Annotated in this window: 18 protein-coding genes; 5 read left to right on the top strand and 13 right to left on the bottom strand. The window is 73.9% G+C overall.

Annotated elements, in window-relative coordinates; genetic code table 11:
- Positions 1-2: 2 nt before the first annotated feature.
- Entirely contained in the window at positions 3-635 is a 633-nt protein-coding gene (locus tag ACQPW6_RS35560; protein ID WP_433893845.1) for a ScbR family autoregulator-binding transcription factor, read from the bottom strand.
- 122 nt (positions 636-757) lie between these two features.
- Here ACQPW6_RS35560 and ACQPW6_RS35555 point away from each other — a divergent pair, with 122 nt between their 5' ends.
- The gene (locus tag ACQPW6_RS35555) at positions 758-1,741 is read left to right on the top strand and encodes a ScbA/BarX family gamma-butyrolactone biosynthesis protein (protein WP_433893844.1); all 984 of its coding nucleotides are present in this window, start codon (positions 758-760) and stop codon (positions 1,739-1,741) included.
- Positions 1,742-1,887: 146 nt separating this feature from the next.
- Positions 1,888-2,580: an HAD family hydrolase gene (locus ACQPW6_RS35550; RefSeq protein WP_433893843.1), complete on the top strand. Its 693-nt coding sequence runs from the start codon at positions 1,888-1,890 to the stop codon at positions 2,578-2,580.
- Between the two features lie 59 nt (positions 2,581-2,639).
- Here the strand turns inward: ACQPW6_RS35550 and dhaL are convergent, their stop codons facing one another.
- The 10 genes from dhaL to ACQPW6_RS35500 all read right to left on the bottom strand — a co-directional run bounded on the left by dhaL (position 2,640) and on the right by ACQPW6_RS35500 (position 12,025).
- Entirely contained in the window at positions 2,640-3,338 is a 699-nt protein-coding gene (dhaL, locus tag ACQPW6_RS35545; RefSeq protein WP_433893842.1) for a dihydroxyacetone kinase subunit DhaL, read from the bottom strand.
- A 114-nt stretch (positions 3,339-3,452) separates the two neighbouring features.
- Positions 3,453-4,448 carry a dihydroxyacetone kinase subunit DhaK gene (locus tag ACQPW6_RS35540; protein ID WP_433893841.1) on the bottom strand — a complete coding sequence of 332 codons (996 nt, stop codon included), beginning with the start codon at positions 4,446-4,448 and terminating at the stop codon, positions 3,453-3,455.
- Between the two features lie 359 nt (positions 4,449-4,807).
- Positions 4,808-6,223 carry an MFS transporter gene (locus tag ACQPW6_RS35535; protein ID WP_433893840.1) on the bottom strand — a complete coding sequence of 472 codons (1,416 nt, stop codon included), beginning with the start codon at positions 6,221-6,223 and terminating at the stop codon, positions 4,808-4,810.
- A gap of 9 nt (positions 6,224-6,232) precedes the next feature.
- Positions 6,233-7,033 (bottom strand): class I SAM-dependent DNA methyltransferase, encoded by an 801-nt coding sequence (locus tag ACQPW6_RS35530; protein ID WP_433893839.1) that lies wholly within the window; start codon positions 7,031-7,033, stop codon positions 6,233-6,235.
- 92 nt (positions 7,034-7,125) lie between these two features.
- Positions 7,126-8,310: a glycosyltransferase gene (locus ACQPW6_RS35525; protein ID WP_433893838.1), complete on the bottom strand. Its 1,185-nt coding sequence runs from the start codon at positions 8,308-8,310 to the stop codon at positions 7,126-7,128.
- Entirely contained in the window at positions 8,307-9,467 is a 1,161-nt protein-coding gene (locus tag ACQPW6_RS35520) for a radical SAM protein (protein WP_433893837.1), read from the bottom strand. The genes ACQPW6_RS35525 and ACQPW6_RS35520 overlap by 4 nt, the downstream gene beginning before the upstream one ends.
- A gap of 99 nt (positions 9,468-9,566) precedes the next feature.
- On the bottom strand, positions 9,567-9,845 hold the full coding sequence (locus tag ACQPW6_RS35515) for a hypothetical protein (protein ID WP_433893836.1): 279 nt from the start codon (positions 9,843-9,845) through the stop codon (positions 9,567-9,569).
- 245 nt (positions 9,846-10,090) lie between these two features.
- The gene (locus tag ACQPW6_RS35510) at positions 10,091-10,246 is read right to left on the bottom strand and encodes a hypothetical protein (protein ID WP_433893835.1); all 156 of its coding nucleotides are present in this window, start codon (positions 10,244-10,246) and stop codon (positions 10,091-10,093) included.
- Positions 10,247-10,313: 67 nt separating this feature from the next.
- Entirely contained in the window at positions 10,314-11,126 is an 813-nt protein-coding gene (locus tag ACQPW6_RS35505; RefSeq protein ID WP_433893834.1) for a GAF domain-containing protein, read from the bottom strand.
- Positions 11,123-12,025, bottom strand: a complete 903-nt coding sequence (locus ACQPW6_RS35500) for a S8 family peptidase (RefSeq protein WP_433893833.1) — start codon at positions 12,023-12,025, stop codon at positions 11,123-11,125. The genes ACQPW6_RS35505 and ACQPW6_RS35500 overlap by 4 nt, the downstream gene beginning before the upstream one ends.
- Before the next feature lie 249 nt (positions 12,026-12,274).
- Here ACQPW6_RS35500 and ACQPW6_RS35495 point away from each other — a divergent pair, with 249 nt between their 5' ends.
- Both ACQPW6_RS35495 and ACQPW6_RS35490 read left to right on the top strand, forming a co-directional pair.
- The gene (locus tag ACQPW6_RS35495; RefSeq protein WP_433893832.1) at positions 12,275-13,015 is read left to right on the top strand and encodes a class I SAM-dependent methyltransferase; all 741 of its coding nucleotides are present in this window, start codon (positions 12,275-12,277) and stop codon (positions 13,013-13,015) included.
- A 195-nt stretch (positions 13,016-13,210) separates the two neighbouring features.
- Positions 13,211-14,455 (top strand): hypothetical protein, encoded by a 1,245-nt coding sequence (locus ACQPW6_RS35490; RefSeq protein WP_433893831.1) that lies wholly within the window; start codon positions 13,211-13,213, stop codon positions 14,453-14,455.
- A gap of 143 nt (positions 14,456-14,598) precedes the next feature.
- Here the strand turns inward: ACQPW6_RS35490 and ACQPW6_RS35485 are convergent, their stop codons facing one another.
- On the bottom strand, positions 14,599-14,895 hold the full coding sequence (locus tag ACQPW6_RS35485) for a DUF4190 domain-containing protein (protein WP_433893830.1): 297 nt from the start codon (positions 14,893-14,895) through the stop codon (positions 14,599-14,601).
- A 128-nt stretch (positions 14,896-15,023) separates the two neighbouring features.
- A complete protein-coding gene (locus ACQPW6_RS35480; RefSeq protein ID WP_433893829.1) occupies positions 15,024-16,694 on the bottom strand; it encodes a serine/threonine-protein kinase in 1,671 nt (556 codons plus the stop codon).
- A 637-nt stretch (positions 16,695-17,331) separates the two neighbouring features.
- Here ACQPW6_RS35480 and ACQPW6_RS35475 point away from each other — a divergent pair.
- Positions 17,332-17,901, top strand: a complete 570-nt coding sequence (locus ACQPW6_RS35475) for a GNAT family N-acetyltransferase (RefSeq protein WP_433893828.1) — start codon at positions 17,332-17,334, stop codon at positions 17,899-17,901.
- Positions 17,902-17,924 lie beyond the last annotated feature (23 nt).

The following is a 17,924-nucleotide window of genomic DNA, read 5'->3' as shown; positions in this document are numbered from 1 at the left end:
GCCTAGAGGCGGTCGCGGACGAGCCCGACCCGTTCGAGCAGTGCCGCCGGGCCGGGCTCCGCCTGGAGTGCCGGGAGCAGCAGCAGCCACAGGTTGTGCAGCCGGGACTCGATGTGCCGGCGCCGCTCCAGGGCGTCGGAGACGGTGTGCAGCCCGAAGAACGCGTAGACCACGCTGAGGGCGGCGGAGCCGGGGTCGATCCCGGCGGCCAGCGTGCCCTGGGTGCGGGCCTCCTCCATCAGCTCGGTGACCGTCTCGATCCAGCCGACGAACGGCGGCGGCAGCTCGGTGTCGATGGCCTTGCGCTCCATCCACAGCCTGGCGCCGGCCCGGACCACCACGTTCTCCCGGAACGCCTCGGCCACGATGAAGCTGAGCAGCACCAGCCGGTCGAGCGCGGGCACTTCCGCCGCCTTGGCCTGCCCGATCAGCTCCGGCCAGGTGGCGAAGTGCTCCTCGACCACGGCCAGCGCGAGCTTCTCCTTGTTGGCGAAGTGGAAGTAGATCGCCCCGCTGGTACGGCCGGACAGCGTACTGATATCGCTGATGCTGGTGCCGGCATATCCCCGTTCGTCGAACAATTGAGCCGCGGTCTCCAAGAGAAACCTGCGTGTTGTCTCCGCTCGCACCTGCACGTTCACTCCGGGGTCGCCATCGTCGCCAACGGCAGGAAATCTACTGCCTCCAGGTGCCTCCTGGCCGCATTCACGAAGGCAATGCGCGTGCGCATCTCCGCGCCGTGAGTTCTTCTTGTCGTATGAGATCTTCGGTCGGAGATGTCGCCTGGCCCGCCAGGCCGCTGAACTGGTCCCGCACCGTCGCCCGGGAGATGGTGCACCGCTCGTCGGTGGCCGAGGTGCTGCTGACCGATGTCCGGCGGGACGGCGCCGACAGGTTCCAGGCCGCGGCGAGCTGGCCGCGCTCGCACGTCACCTTCCCGCGGGACGGCGCGGACCTGCACAGCCCCCTCGTGGTGGTGGAGACGCTACGGCAGCTGGGGATCTACGTTCCACTGCGGTATTTCGGCGTGTCGCCGACCGCCCATCTGCTCATCACCGATCTGTACTTCACCCTCGAACCCGGCGCCGAACCGCGCGCCGAGAGCGGCTGCACCGATGTGACCTGCCGGATCGCGGTGAGCGAGGTCCGCAGGGGCGCCGGCGGCGGCGCCACCGGCATGCGGCTGGACGTCAGGTACCTGGCCGCCGGGCGGACCTTCGCGCGGGCCGGCGGCGGCGCCCGCTTCCTGAGCGAGTCCCGGTACGGCGCGCTGCGCGGGGACCGGCTCTCCGCCCGGCTCACCGGACCTCCGCTCGACGGCGCGGGCCGGCCGGATCCGGGCGGCCTGGCGGTCGGCGGGCCGCGGGACGTGGTGATCGCCCGCGAGGCCGGCGGCCCTCGGGACATGGCGGCCGCCCCCGGACCGGGCATGTGGTCGGTGGCGCCGGCCGACCCGCTGCATCCGTTCTTCTTCGACCACGCCACCGACCACGTGCCGGGCATGGTGCTGCTCGAAGCCGCCCGGCAGGCCGCCTCCGAGGCCAGCGACGGCCGGCTGCTGCGCCCGACGGCCGGCCGGCTGGTGGCCGGGCGCTTCACCGAGTTCGCCCCGGCGGCCCGCGTCGAGTCCGTCCCGCACGACATGACCTGCGTCTTCCGGATCCGGCAGGGCGGTGAGTGCACCGCGTACGGGGTGCTGGGTTATCCGCGACACGCGACATCACACGGCGTGCTTGCTTGACCACCTTCCGTGACCACTCATAACGTAACGCTCGTTATGTTCTCGGCGGACACCGGCGAAACGTGTTTTCGACGATGCCGTCCGCCGGGCGCACGCGCCTGCCTCACCGGCGCTTTCCGTCATTTCCCGAACGGACCTCTCCCCCGATGAATTCTCATCGCATTCTCTCCTGGACCCCGGCCGCCATCGTGTTCGACTGCGACGGCACCCTCATGGACACCGAGCGTCATTGGCAGGACGCCCGCGAACTCGCGATGGACGATTACGGCGTACGGCCGGGCGCCGAATTCGCCGAACGCAGCAAAGGGCTGCACTACACCGAATGCGGGCGGCTGATGGCCGCGGAGGCCGGCCGGCCGGAGCTCGGCGAGCGGCTGACGACGGCGCTGCTCGGCCACTTCCTCGACCTGGTGGCACGGCACCCGCAGACCATGCCGGGTGCCCGTGAACTGGTCGAGAACGCGGCGAAGTTCGCCCCGCTCGCCGTCGCGAGCAACTGCCCGCGCGAGGTCGTCGAGTCCTGCCTGGGCACGGCCGGCCTGCGGGACCACTTCGACCACATCGTGGTCCCCGACGAGAGCAACCGCCCCAAGCCGCACCCCGACGTCTACCTGACCGCCGCCCGCTACTGCCACGCGGCCCCGGCCGAGACGCTGGCCGTGGAGGACTCCGAGTGCGGTGTGTCGGCGGCTGTGGCGGCCGGCATGCGGGTGATGGGCGTCGGCCCCTGGCCCGGCGAGGAGGTGGCGGCGCGGGTGGACCTGTGGGTCGGCTCGCTGGACGAGCCGCACGTCTTCGAGTGGGCGGGGGAACGGGTCGCGAGGCGGCTGGCGGTGTGAGGTGGCTGACGGGCGGCGTCCGGGCCGCGTGGTCCCGGTGCCGCGGCCTGGCGTCCCCCTCAGGCCGTTCGGCGCTCCGGGGGGTTCTCCGGGCCGTCGGTGAGAAACGGGGCCAGTCGGGTGACTGTTTCCTCCGCGGCGGAGAACAGCAGGCCGATGCCGACCGCGCCGGGGTCCGGCACGCCGGCCGCGCGGTCGCCGACGTAGCTGGCGCGGCCGCGGCGGGCGGTCAGCCGGGCAGTGTCCCCCACGCCCGTCCAGGCCGCCTGTGCCGCCCGCGCCAGCGCCTCGGCCGGGTCCGTCCCCTGACCCCGCGCGTACGAGGCCAGCGCGTCGCAGGCCGGGGCGAGCGCGTCCACCAGGGTCTTGTCCCCGACCCGCGCCTCGCCCACCCGCTGGATGGCGGCCAGCCCGCCGCCCGCGCCCGCCGCCAGCGCGGCCGGGTCGAGCCGGTCGCCGCCCTCAGCCACGGCGGCGGCCAGCTCCTGGAGCAGCAGGCCGAACAGCGGCCCGCTGGTGCCGCCGACCTCGTCGAGGAACGCGTCGGCGGCGCACTCCAGCGGGCTGCGCCCGGCCGGCTCGCCCTGCCCGTCGAGCCGGCGCAGCGTCGCGTCCAGGCCCGCCACCAGGTTGGTGCCGAAGTCGCCGTCGCCGACCTGCTGGTCGAGCGCGGTCAGTTCGGCCTCGGTGGCCGACGCGGAGGCCGCGAACCGGCGGATCCAGGCTTCGGTGAAGGCGGTGGCGGATGGCTGGGGCATGGGTTCGCCTCCCGGACGGCGGTTCTGACGTTGCGGTGGACGGCTCGGGCGGGTGGTCTTCCGGCGCGTGGTCTTCCGGCAGGTGGTCTTCCGGCAGGTGGTCGCGGCGGGGGCTCAGGTCCAGGCCGGGGTGGCGGCCGGCGCGTCGAACAGCTTCAGTGTCGGGTCGTCCGCCGCCAGCAGGGTCAGCGAGAAGCCGCGCATGTCGAGGGCCGTGACGAAGTCGCCGACCAGTGAGCGTTCGATGACCGTGCCGTCGCGGTCGAGCAGCGCGGTGACCTCGTTCAGCACCGCGTACAGCTCCAAACGGGTGACGGCACCGAGTCCGTTGACCAGCACGACGACCCGCGAGCCGGAGGCCAGGCTCAGCGCCCGGGCCAGGGTGCCGGTCATCTCGGCGACAAGCTCGTGCAGTGGCATCCGGCCCAGGGTGCGGCGGGCGCGTTCGCCGTGGATGCCGACGCCGTACTCGATGTCGCCGGCCGGCAGGTCGAACGCGGGCTGCCCGGTGGTCGGGGCGGTGTGCGCGGCGGAGGCCACCGCCAGGCTGCGGCAGCGGCTCACCAGGTCGTTGCCCAGGGCCACCAGTTCGGCCAGGCCCATGCCGGTGTCGGCGGCGGCGCCGAGGATCTTCTCCACCAGGACGGTGGCCCCGGTGCCGCGCCGGCCGGTCGCGACCTCGGCGGACTCCGAGGCGAAGTCGTCGTCGATCAGCACGCGCTCGCAGGGGATGCCCTCGCGGGCCAGACGTTCGGCCGCGATGCCGAAGTTGATCTTGTCGCCGGTGTAGTTCTTCACCAGGTGCAGGACGCCGTCCTCGCGGGCCACCGCGCGGGAGGCGGCGAAGATCTGCCGGTTGTGCGGGGAGGCGAAGATCCGGCCCGGGCAGGCGGCGTCGAGCATGCCCGCGCCGACGTACCCGGCGTGCAGGGGCTCGTGCCCCGACCCGCCCCCGGACACGAGGCCCACCCGGCGGGTGGGGGCGGGGTGCAGCGCGCGGACGAACCCGTCGGAGGCGTCCCAGTCGACGATCCCGCCATGCGCCTTGGCGAAGCCCGCCAAGGCCTCACCGACGAGGTCGTCGATCCCGTTCGCGAAGTAGGGGCCCATGTCCAGTGCCAGACCTCTCCGGAGAGCGGCGGGGCGATCTCCTGCCCTCATGCTGAGCGGTCCCCCCGACCGAGGCAAGTCCTGGCCACGGCTCCCGCGGCGCGAACGCAAGCGCGTTCCCCCTGCGGGGGGCGCGGGCGCAGGACCGTAGCCGGAGGTCGGAGGGGCCCCGTCAGGGGCGCGGGGAACGGCGCGACAAGCCACGACGGCGCCGCGCGATAGTGACGGCCGGAACCCATCAGGGGCGCGGGGAACTGCGCCACCAACCACGACGGCGCCGCGCCGACCCACCGACGGACGGGCCCCGAAGGGGCGCGGGGAACTGCGCGACCAGCCACGACGGCGGCGCGCGGAAAAGATCAGGTGCGCGGGTGGGGGGACGTCAGGGATAAAGCTGTGGCCCAGGGGGTCAGGGTGCGGCGCTCGGGTGCCGCGAGGAGGGACTCCTTGGTCTCTTCCGGCGGCAACGGGGGCGCGGCCTCGTCCGCGTAGGCGTGGGCCATCACGTCGTCCGGCGCCGGCGCCGGCGTGGGCGCCGGGTCCGGAACCGGGGGCGGCGACGATCCCGCCTTGTTCACGGACGTGCGAAGCCTCGAACTCAAGGTCAACGCCAGGAGCGGAATCGCCATCGGCGCCGCGAGCGCGATCGACGCCGCCAGCGGACCCACCCCGGCGATCAGGAAGCCGGCGATCCCCGGCCCGGCCCACGCGATGCTCACCGCGAGCAGCGTGACCGCCGCCGTCACCCGCCCCTGAAGATGCGCCGGCGTCTCCACCGTGATCGTCAGGAACACCAGCGAGCCGATCGGCGGCAGCGAGAACACCACCAGCCCCACCGCCACCGCACTGATCAGCTGATCCCCCGACGATGCCAGCGGCATCAAAAGCAGCCACGCCCCCGCGATCCCCCCCAAAATCGCCGAAGGCTTCAAGTGCCGCAGCACCCACCCCGTGCACAACCCGCCCCCGATCCCCCCGACGCCCGCGGCGGTGAGCACCAGACCGGCCGACACCGGATGCGCCCCGTCGTCCGACACCCCGATCGCCGCGAGCAGTTCGATCGCCCGGCCGAGCAGATTCAGGTACGCCGCGAAGACGATCAGCATCACCATCTCGGCCCGCCGGAACACCCACCCGAATCCCAGGGTCAGTTCGCTCGCGGTGAGCCGCAACTGCTGCCGCGGCGAAGCCTTCTCGGTGCTGCGCGGCCGCGCCACATGCCGGTAGACCACCTTCCAGACCAGCGCCAGCGACACCAGATACGAACCCGCGTCCACCAGGAACGCCAGCGGCGCGCCCAGCGCGAGCAGCAGCCCGCCGAGCGGCGGCCCGACCGCGATCGCCATGTTGCTGCGCACGATGTTCCGGGTGATCGCCTCCCGCCGCCGCTCCGGCGGCACCGACGCCCGCATCACCCCCGACTCCGCCGGGGCGAAGACCGCGGAGAACAGCGCGGTGGCCGCCGCCGCTCCGGCGGCCAGCGCGGTCGTCAGGTGGCCCGTGGCCAGCGCGGCGGCGAGCAGGACGGCGATGACGGCCCGCCCGCCGTCGCACAGCAGCATCAGCATCCGCCGGTCGAACGTGTCGGCGATCAGCCCGCTGGGCAGCCTGGCGACCAGTTGGGCGATGCCGACGACGGTGGCGACCAGCGCCGCGTCCACCGGCGAGCGGGTCGCGGCGAGAACGGCGAGCGGCAGCGCCAGCGAGGTCATCTCGCTGGCCACGTCCGAGAGCGCCTGGCTGACCCAGATCAGCGTGAAGTTACGGTTGATCACGTCGGTTCCTCAGCCACCGGCGCGCCGCACGGCGACGTAGAGGCCCTTGGTGTGCGCGTCCTCGTCGACGTGGTCGGCGAGGGTGCCGTCCCGCTCCAGGCCGTGCGCACCGGCCAGGTCGAAGCCCGCCGCGTCCAGGTACTCGGTGAACTCCGCCAGGCTGTGGTGCCGTTGCAGGTGGACGATGCGGTCCCTGGTCCACCGGTCGGGCCGTTCCCCGTCCTGCCGGAAGGCGTTCATCACCATCCGGAAGCGCTCCGGGTCGCCCTCCTCCGGCAGGAACCGCCCGCGCATGGTGACGTACAGGCCGTCGTCCTCGTAGACGTGCGGCGAGGTCATCAGCGCATAGCCGTAGGCGGTGTTGGCGTCGTAGACCAGCACTCCGCCGGGCCGGGTGACCTGCCCGAAGCCGGCCAGCGCCGAGGCCAAGTGGCCGGAGTCCGCGAGGTAGTTGGCGATGTCGCTCATGCACAGCACCACGTCGTGGCTGCCCGCCGCGGTGAACGGCAGCCTGACGTCGTGGACGTGGAAGCCGATGCCGGGGTGCTTCTGCCGGGCTATCGCGATCATCGCCGGGCTGATGTCGGTGCCGGTGGTCTCGAAGCCGCGGGCGGCGAACGCGGCGGTGCTGCGGCCGGTGCCGCAGCCCGCGTCCAGCAGCCGGCGGCCGGGCGGGTCGGCCCGTTTGATCAGGCCCTCCAGGATGTCGCCGAAGACGGTGTAGTCGTCGCCTTTGGACAGGGCGTCGTAGAAGGGCGCGGTGGCGTCGTAGGCGATGGCCGCGTGGTCCGGCGGGACGGCGGTGGTCATGTGGCTCTCCTCGGTCCGGCGGCAGGGTGTCGGCGGCGGGTTTCTGCCGCGGATTTCGGCGGGGCGGCCGCGTCCGGGCGACCGGGCGGGGGTCAGCGGCCGGCGTCCTCGACCTCCTGCGCCGCCAGCGCGGCGCTCTTGGTCTGGGCGAGCGCGGCACCGAACGACCGCGCCCGGCACCGTGATCGGGCGTCCGTGAGCAGCGCGTCGAGCGAGGCCGCCGAACCCGGCCCGGCCGCGGCGGGCCGCGAGATGTCCAGCGGCACGGCCACCCCGGCACGCAGGCAGGCCGCGGACAGCAGCCGCTGCTCCCCGCCGTTCGGCCGCAGCAGCAGCGGCCGGGAGTGCAGCAGCGCGCCGAGTACCGGCGCGCTGGTGCCGTTGCTGACGACGGCCTCGGCCCTGCGGAGCAGGTGCGCCATCGCGGGCCGGCGGATCGCCAGCACGTTGGATTCCGGGGCGGGTTCGCGCGGTTCGGTGCGGCCGAGCTCGACCACCGCCTGGTGGCCGGTGCCGGTGAAGGCCGCGTCGATCCAGTCCCACAGGCTCTCGCCGCCGAACGTGCGGCCAAGGTGGATGTAGACGACCGGCTTGCCGACCTGGTCCAGCCGCCGGTCCAGCGCGTCACGGGCCTTCTGCTCGGCGCTGCCGGCCGGCGGCTCCCACCACAGCGGGCCGATGTGCCGTACGCCGTCGGGCAGTTCGGCGCCCTTGGGTTCGAGCCGCGGGTGGCCGCGCAGGAGCAGGGCCCGGCCGCGCAGGTGCCGTACGGCGTCGCCGCGGGAGTGCGGGGGCAGGCCGATCCGGCGGCGCAGGTCCTGGTGGTGCTTGAGCGTCTGCGCCAGCCGCCACCGCCGGTCCTCGGTGTCGGACGCCTCCGCGTCGGCCTCCGCACCCTCGGCGGGCGTCCGGTGCGGCCACAGGTGGCAGGCGAGGCCGATCACGACGGCCGGCAGGCCGAGGGCCTCGGCCGCGAGCAGCGCGCCGGGCGCGAGCACGGTGGTCACCACGACATCGGGGCGCACCGCCTGGGCGGCCGACCTCACCACCCGGTACTGCGACTCGCCGACGCGGAACCACCGGCTGACGTCGAAGGCGTGCGGATCGCGCTCGGTGACGGCCGGCAGGACGGCCACCCCTGCGGCGGTGGCCGCCCGCGCCGCCTGGCCGGCGGTGAACAGCGCCACGTCGTGGCCCCTTCGCTGGAGTTCGAGTGCCACCGCCGTCGCCGGGTACAGGTAGCCGGGGCTGCTCAGCGGGCACAGCAGGACCCTCACGACACGGTCACCGCCGAACGTCGGCGGTCGCGGATCAGTTCGAGCAGCCCGACGGTGAGCGCGTCGTCGAACGCCTGCGACTGCGCGGCCGTGGTCTCGCTGACAGCGAACTCCCCGCAGCTCACCCACCGTTCGGCCGGGTAGGCGTGATAGCCGTCGTCGATACTGCCGACCTCGTAGCCGGGCTTGCCGATCGTCTCCCAGCAGCTGTAGAGCGTCCCGTCTGCGTTGATGACGGCGCCGGTCTCGCCGTCCCGCTCGCCGCAGAAGCCGCAACTGCCGCCGCCCGGCATGCCGACGACGAAACCGCGGTCCAGCGCGGTGCCGTAGGCGCTCAGCAGCGTCCGCACGTCCTCGCCCGACCGGTCCATCACCGAGTCGAACATCCCCGCGTAGTTGAGCACCGGGGCGATGTCCAGGGTGCACCTGGCGGGGTCGAGGCGGTCTGCGAGGCTGTCGATCAGGCCGTCGAGCAGCGGCAGTCCGTCGGCGGTGGTGTTCAGCCGCAGCGACAGCGTCAGGTCGGTGGCCTGCTGCGCCGCGGCGCAGTTGTCGAGCACCTTGTCGAACGTGCCGCGCCCCGAGCGGGTGAAGCGGGTGCTGTCGTGCAGGTCGCGCGGGCCGTCCAGGGTGATCTGGACCGACCGCAGGCCGACCTCCTCCAACTGGCGGGCGGCGCGGGCCGTGAGCAGTACGCCGTTGCTGACCATGGAAGCGGTGAGCGGTGCCAACTCGCCCAACCTGACAAGGAGTTCTCGGCAGCCACGGCGGTTGAGAAGGGGCTCGCCGCCGAAGAGCAGGACGAACAGCCGGTTCAGGCCCGCGGTGTGCAGCCGGGCCCTGGTGAAGTCCGCGATCCGGTCGATCATCGGGCCGTCGAGCACCTGGCGGGGTATCCGCGGCGGATCGAACCGGCCGGGAGCCGCGGCCCCGGTGTTCTGGAAGCAGTACGGGCAGCCGAGGTTGCAGGCGGTCGAGGTGACCACGGTCAGGTTGTAGCGGCGCGCCGGCTTGGGCTGCTCGATCCCGGACCGGGCCAGCTCGGCGCGGCCGTCGGCGGTCAGCGCGCCGGCGGTGTCGTGGAAGCGGCTCGGCAGCAGCAGGGTGGCGCCGGGGCCGAGATACCAGACGCCGGACTTTCCTTCGATCACTCTCATCGTCTGCGTGGCTTCCTGTCAGAGGCGGTCCGGGGGCGGCGATCACGGCCGGGAGCGCGGCACTCGGGCGCGCGCCCGGCCGACGCACGGGACCGCGGCCTAGAGGTCCTTCGCTTCGCCCTCGGTCATGGCGGCCTCCTTGGGGTCGTAGACCCCGCAGATGACGCCGGGCGCCTCGTACGTCTCGGCGTCGTGGCCCTGGACGTCGTCGCTGACCGCGGCCTCCTTGGGGTCGTACACCCCGCAGATCACCTCGACGCCCTCGAACCGCTCGGCGGCGTGGCCCTCCACGTCCTCACCGCTGAAGGCGGCCTCCTTCGGGTCGTACACGCCGCAGATGACCTCGACGCCCTCGTATTTCTCGGCTCCACTGGCCATGGAATCCTCCATTGCAGGAACGGAATTACGGGAGGCCGGGCGCATCCCGCCCTCAGAGAATGAACCGGTGTGAGACAGACCGTCAACACGGCAGTTTTCGGCCTTGCCGGCAGGCCGTGGAAAGGGAATAGGAAGAGCCGCACTCCGCACCCGCCCGATTTCCGGGCCACTGGAATCCACCGGCCGCTCGCACGGTCGGCGCGGGCGGCTCCTACCGGCCGTCCGCACCGGCCTGTGCTGCGGGATTACGCCTCGGTGTGCACCTCGGGCGGCTGCGCGTCGGCCACCGGTTCGGTGGCGATCTCCACCGCGGAGTGCGCCTCCACGTCCGAAACCGTCGGGTCGAGCCACAACGGGCAGAGCTCGGGGTAGTTCGCGTCGAATTTCTCGGGAGAGTTCATCGGTCAAACCTCGTATTCTGACAAGCGGAATCGGACGGTGAGCGGAATTCCGTACCGGCCGTGGGGGTCAGCGGCCGTCGCGCTGTTCGTGATCGAGGTGCTGTCCGTGATCGACGTGCTGTTCGTGATCGACGTGCTGTTCGTGATCGACGTGCTGTTCGTGATCGACGTGCTGCTGCTGTTCGAGAAGATCGGCGAGCGTTTCGACGAGCGTGCGGGCGGTGGCGGCGCGCGGGCCGGTCGCGGCGGCCAGGACGGCCCGGAGCCGGGCGACCGGATCGGACGAGGCCGGACCGGCCGGCGCGGGTGCGGCGAGGGCGGCCGACTCGGCCTCGGCGCGGCGGCGTTCAAGGATCAGCACCAGTGCCGCCGTGCTCTGGTGGGCGAGTTCGGCCAGCAGGTCCATCGCGTCCAGGTCGCCGATGCCGTCGGTCTTCGGGTCGAGCACCTCGAGCACCCCGATGACCTCGCCGGCGTGCTCCATCGGGACCGCCATCACCACGTCCGGCACCAGCCCGGTGCTCAGCGCGAACTCGCGGTCGAAGCGGTCGTCCTCGGTCACCCCGCGCACGATCATGGTCTCGCCGGTGCCCGCCACCCAGCCCGCGATGCCGTGGCCCTCGGGGATCGCCGAGCCCACCAGGTGGTCCTCGCCGACGCCCGAGGACGCCTCGAACACCAGCAGGCCGCGGTCCTCGTCGCGCAAGAAGACCGAGGCGGCGGCGGCCGAGAAGGCCAGCCGGGCCAGGCGGACGGTGGAGCGCAGGATCTCGTCCGACGGCCCGGACGGCGGTGGCTGTTCCGACGGCGCCCCCGGCGGCCCGGGGGGCTGCGGGGTGTGCGACGGTCCCGGCTGCTGTGACGGCTGCGGTCCGGTCATCCGGGCCTCCCCAGGTTGTCGGCCGTGGCGGTCAGCACATGTCTCAACTCCGCCGTCGCGAACTGCGGATGGCGCGCAAGGATCCGCGCGCACAGCCCCGTCACGTGCGGCGCGGCGAAGCTGTTGCCCGACAGCCGCCTGGTCCCGCCGCCGGTCCAGGGCGCCTCGACGTCCACCCCGCGGGCGAACAGGTCGACCGGCGGCGCCGGGTTCGCCTCCAGGTACTCCGGGTCGGGCACCGCGTGCGCGCCCACCGACAGGACCGAGGGAAAGCGCCACGGATAGCTGTCCACCGGGCTGTTGTGCGCGGCGGACACCAGCGTCACACCGGCGAAGTACGCCTCGTCGGCGAGGTCGTGCAGGCGTTCCTTGTGCTGCTCGCGGCGGGTCGAGAGGCTGACGTTCACCAGCGCGAACCGCTCGCTCACCGCCCACTCCAGGGCCCGGGTCAACGCCTCGCCGCTGCCACGGAGTTTGGCGCCGAGGATGCGGACGCTGGTCAGTTCGCAAGCCGGGGCAAGGGACTTGATGATGCCGGCGCAGGCGGTGCCGTGCCCGGCCACGTCGCCGAGCGAGTCGGGGACCAGGTCCCATGCCGCGTCCGGTGCCGAACTGCCGGGCTCCGCCGCGTACCGGGCGGCGAGCGCGCCGATCGCGGGGTGCGCCGGGTCGACGCCGCTGTCGATGACGCACACCCGTACGCCGCGGCCGGTCGAGCCGCCCCACGCCCACTCCCGGTCCAGCGGCTGCGGTGCGGCGACCCGCCCGGCGGCGAACACGTCGCCGGCAGAGGCGTGCGCGAACCGCACCCGGCGGCGGGGAGCGAGGAGTTCACGCTCGGCGGCGGCCGGCGGGGCGAGCGGACGGCCCGGAACGGGCGACCCCAGGCCGGGGTCCATAGGCCGCCCCTTCCGGCTCCGACGACGACGGCAGCAGGCGCGAAGCACACGACTGCGCAGAACGGCGGTGCGCGAGAAGTCTGCCGCCGCCCGGTTCGGCGCCGGTTCAGAGCCGGTTGCGGACCGGTTTATCGTTGCCGCGGGCACCTGGCGACCCCGGACGCCCCGGTGCCGGAACCCGGGCGCGCCCGGCGCCCGCGACGATGATCTACTGGGCGGGCGGCAGCGTGACCAGGGGGAGGCGACGGCATGGCGGGTATCGCGTACGACCGGCGGACAGCCGAGGAGTACCGGGCGGCACGGGAGATCCCGCGCGAGGGCCTGACGGCCTGGCGGGACGCGATCGCCGTGGAGGCCGCACTCGAACCGGGCATGACGGTGCTGGACGTCGGCGCCGGCACCGGGTCGTTCGCCACCGCCCTCCACGACTGGTTCGGCGTACGGGTGGTGGCCGTCGAACCGGCCGCGGCGATGCGCGACCTGATCCCGGCGGGCCCCGGCATCGAGGTGCTCGACGGCCGGGCCGACGCGCTCCCGGTGCCCGACGGGTCCGCGGACGCGGCCTGGCTCGGCTCCGTCATCCACCACATCCCCGATCTGGCGGCTGCCGCACGGGAGTTGCGCCGGGCGCTGCGGCCCGGCAGCCGGGTGCTGGTGCGCAATGTGTTCCCCGGCCGGGGCGAGGGCGACCTGCGGGTGCGGTTCTTCCCCGAGACCGGGCGCGCGATCCGGACATACCCGACCGTGGACGAGGTCTGCGCCGCGTTCGCCGCCGCCGGGTTCAGCCGGGTGGCGCTGCACTCGCTGCCCCAGGACAACGCCCCCACGCTCGCGAAGTTCGCCGCCGGCATCCGCCGTGCCGCCGACTCCAAGCTCAAGGGCCTCACCGACGAGGAGTTCGCGGACGGCATGCGCCGCCTGCGGGCCGCCGCCGAGGCCGATCCGGCGCGGCCCGCGACCAGTTGGATGGACCTGCTGGTGCTGGCCTGAACGGTCCTGGGCGACAACCCGGCGAACCGCGACCGCCAGGAGGCGCGGGCCCCGCGCCCGGCCGCCCGGGGCGTCCCCGGTCGCGGGACGCCGCGAGGGGCCGTTCGGCAACCCGGCGAGCAAGCGTGCGCGGGGCGGCCCCCGGGGGCCGGGTGCAGTGGGTGGAGTCTGCCGGAGAGGCACTAGCATCGGGCGATGCCGAACTCCCGTCCCCTTCTTGCCGTTCTCGCCGGGCTGCTCGCCGGCGCTCTGGTCTCCGGGTGCGGCGGGGCCGGCAAGGACACCCACGACGCCGCTGCCTCGCCGACCGGCGGGACGCCGAGCGCCTGGACCGCGCCGCCGGCCAGCCGGGAGGCCGCCGCCTCGACCGCGCCGGCCTCGGCCCGGCCGAGCCGTACGCCGTCGCGCCGGCCCGCCGCCAAGCCGCGGGTCACCCCGGCCGCGCCCGTACCGGCCGCCGGCAACCCCGGCGGGCACGCGCAGGTGCCGGCCGCCGCACGGGCCGTGGACACCGCGCATCCGACCCGCACCATAGGCAACGGCACGCCCGCGAGCTGTACTTCGGCCGCCGTGGTGGCCGCGGTCGCGGCCGGCGGCGTCATCACGTTCTCCTGCGGCCCGCGGCCCGTCGTGATCACCATGACCGCCACCGCCAAGGTGCGCAACGCCGCCGGGCCGCGGGTCGTGCTCGACGGCGGCGGCAAGGTGACGCTCAGCGGCGCGGGCCGGCGGCGGATCCTGTACATGGACACCTGCGACCAGGCGCAGGGCTGGACCACCTCGCACTGCCAGAACCAGAGCACACCCGAACTCACCGTGCAGAACCTGACCTTCGCCGACGGCGACTCCACCGGCGACCGGGCCGAGGGCGGCGGAGGCGGCGCGATCCTGGTCCGCGGCGGCCGGTTCAAGGTCGTCAACTCCCGTTTCGTGCGCAACCGTTGCGACCGCACCGGACCCGACCTCGGCGGCGCGGCGATCCGGGTGCTCGACCAGTACCAGGGCCTGCCCGTCTACGTCACCGGCAGCACCTTCGGCGGAGCCCCCGGCCAGGGCGGCTCCTGCTCGAACGGCGGCGCGCTGAGCAGCATCGGGGTGTCGTGGGTGCTGCTCAACGACGTCATGACGTACAACTCGGCCGTGGGCAGCGGCGCCAACCCGGCTCGCGGCGGCACCCCGGGCGGCGGCAGCGGCGGCGCGGTCTACACCGACGGCAACAAGTACACGGTGAGCGTGGCCGGTTCGGTCATCAGCCACAACGACGCCAAGGAGGGCGGCGGCGCGCTCTTCTTCGTCAGCAACGACCGCACCGGCAGCCTGGACATCGCGTCCTCGTCCCTGACCGGCAACCCCAGCCACGGCTTCGCCACCGCCGGCTACCCGGGCATCTTCTTCCTGGGCGCCGGCAAGCCCGAGGTGTCGGGCTCCACGCTGGACTGACCCGACCCGACCCGACCCGACCCGACCCGGACCGACCCGGACCGACCCGGACCGTCACCGGAGCGGCCGAGGGCCCGGCCGGAGTTCCGGCCGGGCCCCGAACGGCCGGCTCGCGCGTCACGCGGGTCCGGCGGCGCGGTCGGTCAGCCGGCGTGCCAGCTGAAGCCGCCGTGCGTGGAGACCACCGCGATCAGTACGACGTAGAGCACGATGTCGACGATGCCGAGGATCACGCCGGCCAGCGCCATGCCGTGGCCGCCGGCGCCGCGCTTGGACCTGCTCAGGCCGATGCCGCCGAAGATGATGGCCAGCGGGCCGAGGATGAAGTTCGCGATGAAGACACCTACGATGCCGCACACCAGGCCGGCCACCGCGAGACCGTTCGTGCCGGTCCGCGTACGGGTGACCGGATCCGTCGAGTTGCCGTAGCCCGTGGTCATGCCGCTTCCTTCCTTGCTCGGCGGCCACAAGTGCCCTTCTGTGAGCTCCAGTCGAAGCTGCCGCCGGCGGTAGCTCGTCACAGGCCGCCTGCCCGCGGACGGCCCGCGCACACCAGCCGGGCGCTGCCTCAACTCGTCCGGTAAGTGGCGCGGGCCGTGCCGAACACGCCCCGGGCCCAGTCCAGTTGCCCGATCGGCGCGGTCAGCGTGATGTCGTACATCCGGCCGCCCTCCACCCAGTACACGTCGAAGCCGTGCCGGGCGCCGAAGCCGTCGCCGAGGCCGTCATAGGTGAACTCCCAGACCGTGGCGGCCTGTCCGCGCTCCTGGGTGTCGGTGAGGGTGCCGTCCCGGTAGCCCTTGAACTCGGCGGGGCCGGACCTGAGCCGGTCGTTCAGCGCCGCGTGCGCACCGCGCGGGTCGGCGGATCGGACCCGTTCGCCGAACCGGATGGACCGGTCGGACGACCAGTAGTAGACCCACGGCGGCCTCGCGTCGCGCACATAGCCGTACGGCAGCACGGTGGAGAAGCCCGTCCGGTCGTCGACCACGTGGAAGCCGCGCGGCAGCGGTGGTGTGCCGGGCGCTCCCGGCGGCGGACCGCCCGGTGGCGGACCCCCGGGCGGCGGGCCGCCCGGCCAGGCTCCGTCCGGCGGCGGCCCGTAGCCGCTCGGGGACGCGGGCGGCGAGGTCGTCGTACGGCCGGCCGCCGCGGGCCCGCTCCCCCCGTCGCGGTGGCTGACCAGCGTGCCGACGGCCGCGGCGGCGGCCACCGTGAGCACCACCAGGGCGCCGACGGCGGCGGTCCGCAGGAGGCCGCGGTGCCAGCCTGCCGCCCGAGGGGCCGGGGTGTCCGGGGCGCCGGCGGCCGGGAGAAGTTCCGTGCCCTCCGCGGGCGTCGGCGCCTTCCCGATCGACGGTGTCAGCTCGGGGGTCGGCGGCTCGCCGTTCCCGGCGATCTGCCGCAGGCTGCGGCGCGCCTCCTCGGCACCCGTCCGGCGCTCCGGGTCCCGGTCGAGCAGCCCGGTGACGACCGGCAGCAGCGGGCCGAGCGCCTCCGGCGCGGTGATCCGGCCGAAGGCGACGGCGTGCACGATCTCGCCGATCGACTCCCGGTGGAACGGGGACTCGCCGTGCACGGCCGCACACAGCAGCGCGCCGAGCGACCACAGGTCGGACGCGGGCCCCGACCCCTCCCCCGACATCCGCTCCGGGGCGGTGTACTCGGGCGAGCCGACGAAGGCCCCGGTCTCGCTGATCGTGCCGACGCCGGGCATCCGCGCGATGCCGAAGTCGGTGAGGACCACCCGGCCGGTGTCGCGCTCGATGAGAACGTTCGCCGGCTTCACGTCGCGGTGCAGGATGCCCTGGTCGTGCGCGGCTCCGAGCGCGCCGGCGACGGCGGCGCCGACCTCGGCGGCGGCCCGGGCGGTCAGCGGGCCGTCCTCCTCCAGGACGTGCGCGAGGGAGCGGCCGTCGACCAGCTCCATCACGATCCAGGGGTGGCCACCGTGCTCCACGACGTCGTAGACGACGACCACGTGGGGATGCCGGATCAGCGCGGCACTGCGCGCTTCACGCAGCGCCCGCTCGCGCCGCAGCGCTATCTGACGTGGCGTCAACCCCGTGTCGGGCAGATGCAGTTCCTTGACGGCGACGTCCCGGCGCAGCAGCTCGTCGGTGGCCTGCCACACCGTGCCCATGCCGCCGCGGCCCAGCCTGGCGGTGATGCGGTACCGCTCGGCGACGAGCTCGCGCGACGGTCCTGTGGGGGCGGGTTCGCCCCCGTCACTTGCCATGCGGTCATCATGCCGCAGCGGCTCCCGGTTGAGCGGCCAACTCCCAGATAACACGCTCGCGCTGTGCGCCCCCGCTCCCTCAGCCCGCCGCGTCTCCCCGCGCCCCCCTTCGGGGCCCCGCCGTCCGCCTTGCGGCCCATTCCCGGCTGCCGGTCCGCCGTGGCTGGCCGCGCAGTTCCCCGCGCCCCTTCGGGGTCGCACCGTACGACTCCAGGTTCGCTGCCGAGTACAGGTCCGCTGTGGCGTGTCGCGCCGTTCCCCGCGCCCCTCACGGGCACCCGCCACGCGGGCAGGGGTTCGCTCCCGACTGACGGTCCGCCGTGGCTCCTCGCGACCCTGACGGGGCGCAACAAGGCGGGCGCGCAGTGACGGCGGCGATCAGCCCGATCAGGGGCGCGGGGAACTGCGCGAGCAGCCACCACGCTCCTGCGGCCGGGGAACACTCACAAGCCCGCGCGGCGGGGCCCCGAAGGGGGCGCGGGGAACTGCGCGACACGCCACGACGGGTCCGCAGCCGGGGGGCCGTACCCCAGGCAGTGAGCCGAAATCGCGTGGACGGGGCGCCGGCATCACACATAGCGTGCCGGCGTAAAAGGACGTAGCGGGCCCCCGGGCCCGCGAAGCGGAGGGAGGCCGCATGGCGGCACCGCGGTTTCGGACGGCGGCGGGCCAGAGTGATGCCGAGGGCATCGCGCAACTGCACGCGGACAGTTGGCGGCGCCACTACCGCGGCGCCTACTCCGACGCCTACCTCGCCGGCGACGTCCTCTCCGACCGCCGCGCGGTCTGGTCGGCCAGGCTCGCCGCGGACGCCGACACCCTCACGGTCGTCGCGGAGGGCACCGGAGGAATCGTCGGCTTCGTCCATGTCGTCTTCGACGACGACGAGACCTGGGGCAGCCTCGTGGACAACCTGCACGTCAGCAACGCGCTGCGGCGCTCAGGCATGGGCACCGCGCTGATGGCCCAGGCGGCCACGGCTGTCGCCGCCCGAGGCGCCGCGCGCCCCATGTACCTGTGGGTGCTCGAACAGAACCTCTCCGCCCAGCGCTTCTACGAGTCCCTGGGCGGCAGTTGCGTGCAGAAGACGAAGGTGGGGCCGCCCGGTGGCGTACCGGAGCGGCTGAACGGGACCCCGTACAAGCTGCGGATGGCCTGGCCCGACGCCGCCCTCGCCGTACCGCCGGAGCCGGCCCCCGCCGGCTGAGGTTGAGCGGCCCGCGGACCGGG

It is taken from the genome of Streptomyces sp. CA-111067 (assembly GCF_050956065.1).
In the GTDB taxonomy this organism is placed as follows: Bacteria; Actinomycetota; Actinomycetes; order Streptomycetales; family Streptomycetaceae; genus Actinacidiphila.
The sequence above is the reverse complement of the archived record's forward strand: the minus strand, read 5'-3'. Positions and strand labels throughout refer to the sequence as shown.

Coding starts and splice junctions, on each gene's coding strand:
- ACQPW6_RS35540 (WP_433893841.1), bottom strand. CDS start 4,448: ATGGGCCCCTACTTCGCGAACGGGATCGACGACCTCGTCGGTGAGGCC.
- ACQPW6_RS35530 (WP_433893839.1), bottom strand. CDS start 7,033: ATGACCACCGCCGTCCCGCCGGACCACGCGGCCATCGCCTACGACGCC.
- ACQPW6_RS35495 (WP_433893832.1), top strand. CDS start 12,275: ATGGCGGGTATCGCGTACGACCGGCGGACAGCCGAGGAGTACCGGGCG.
- ACQPW6_RS35485 (WP_433893830.1), bottom strand. CDS start 14,895: ATGACCACGGGCTACGGCAACTCGACGGATCCGGTCACCCGTACGCGG.
- ACQPW6_RS35505 (WP_433893834.1), bottom strand. CDS start 11,126: ATGACCGGACCGCAGCCGTCACAGCAGCCGGGACCGTCGCACACCCCG.
- ACQPW6_RS35510 (WP_433893835.1), bottom strand. CDS start 10,246: ATGAACTCTCCCGAGAAATTCGACGCGAACTACCCCGAGCTCTGCCCG.
- ACQPW6_RS35555 (WP_433893844.1), top strand. CDS start 758: ATGAGATCTTCGGTCGGAGATGTCGCCTGGCCCGCCAGGCCGCTGAAC.
- ACQPW6_RS35475 (WP_433893828.1), top strand. CDS start 17,332: ATGGCGGCACCGCGGTTTCGGACGGCGGCGGGCCAGAGTGATGCCGAG.
- ACQPW6_RS35500 (WP_433893833.1), bottom strand. CDS start 12,025: ATGGACCCCGGCCTGGGGTCGCCCGTTCCGGGCCGTCCGCTCGCCCCG.
- ACQPW6_RS35520 (WP_433893837.1), bottom strand. CDS start 9,467: ATGAGAGTGATCGAAGGAAAGTCCGGCGTCTGGTATCTCGGCCCCGGC.
- ACQPW6_RS35515 (WP_433893836.1), bottom strand. CDS start 9,845: ATGGCCAGTGGAGCCGAGAAATACGAGGGCGTCGAGGTCATCTGCGGC.
- dhaL (WP_433893842.1), bottom strand. CDS start 3,338: ATGCCCCAGCCATCCGCCACCGCCTTCACCGAAGCCTGGATCCGCCGG.
- ACQPW6_RS35550 (WP_433893843.1), top strand. CDS start 1,888: ATGAATTCTCATCGCATTCTCTCCTGGACCCCGGCCGCCATCGTGTTC.
- ACQPW6_RS35480 (WP_433893829.1), bottom strand. CDS start 16,694: ATGGCAAGTGACGGGGGCGAACCCGCCCCCACAGGACCGTCGCGCGAG.
- ACQPW6_RS35490 (WP_433893831.1), top strand. CDS start 13,211: ATGCCGAACTCCCGTCCCCTTCTTGCCGTTCTCGCCGGGCTGCTCGCC.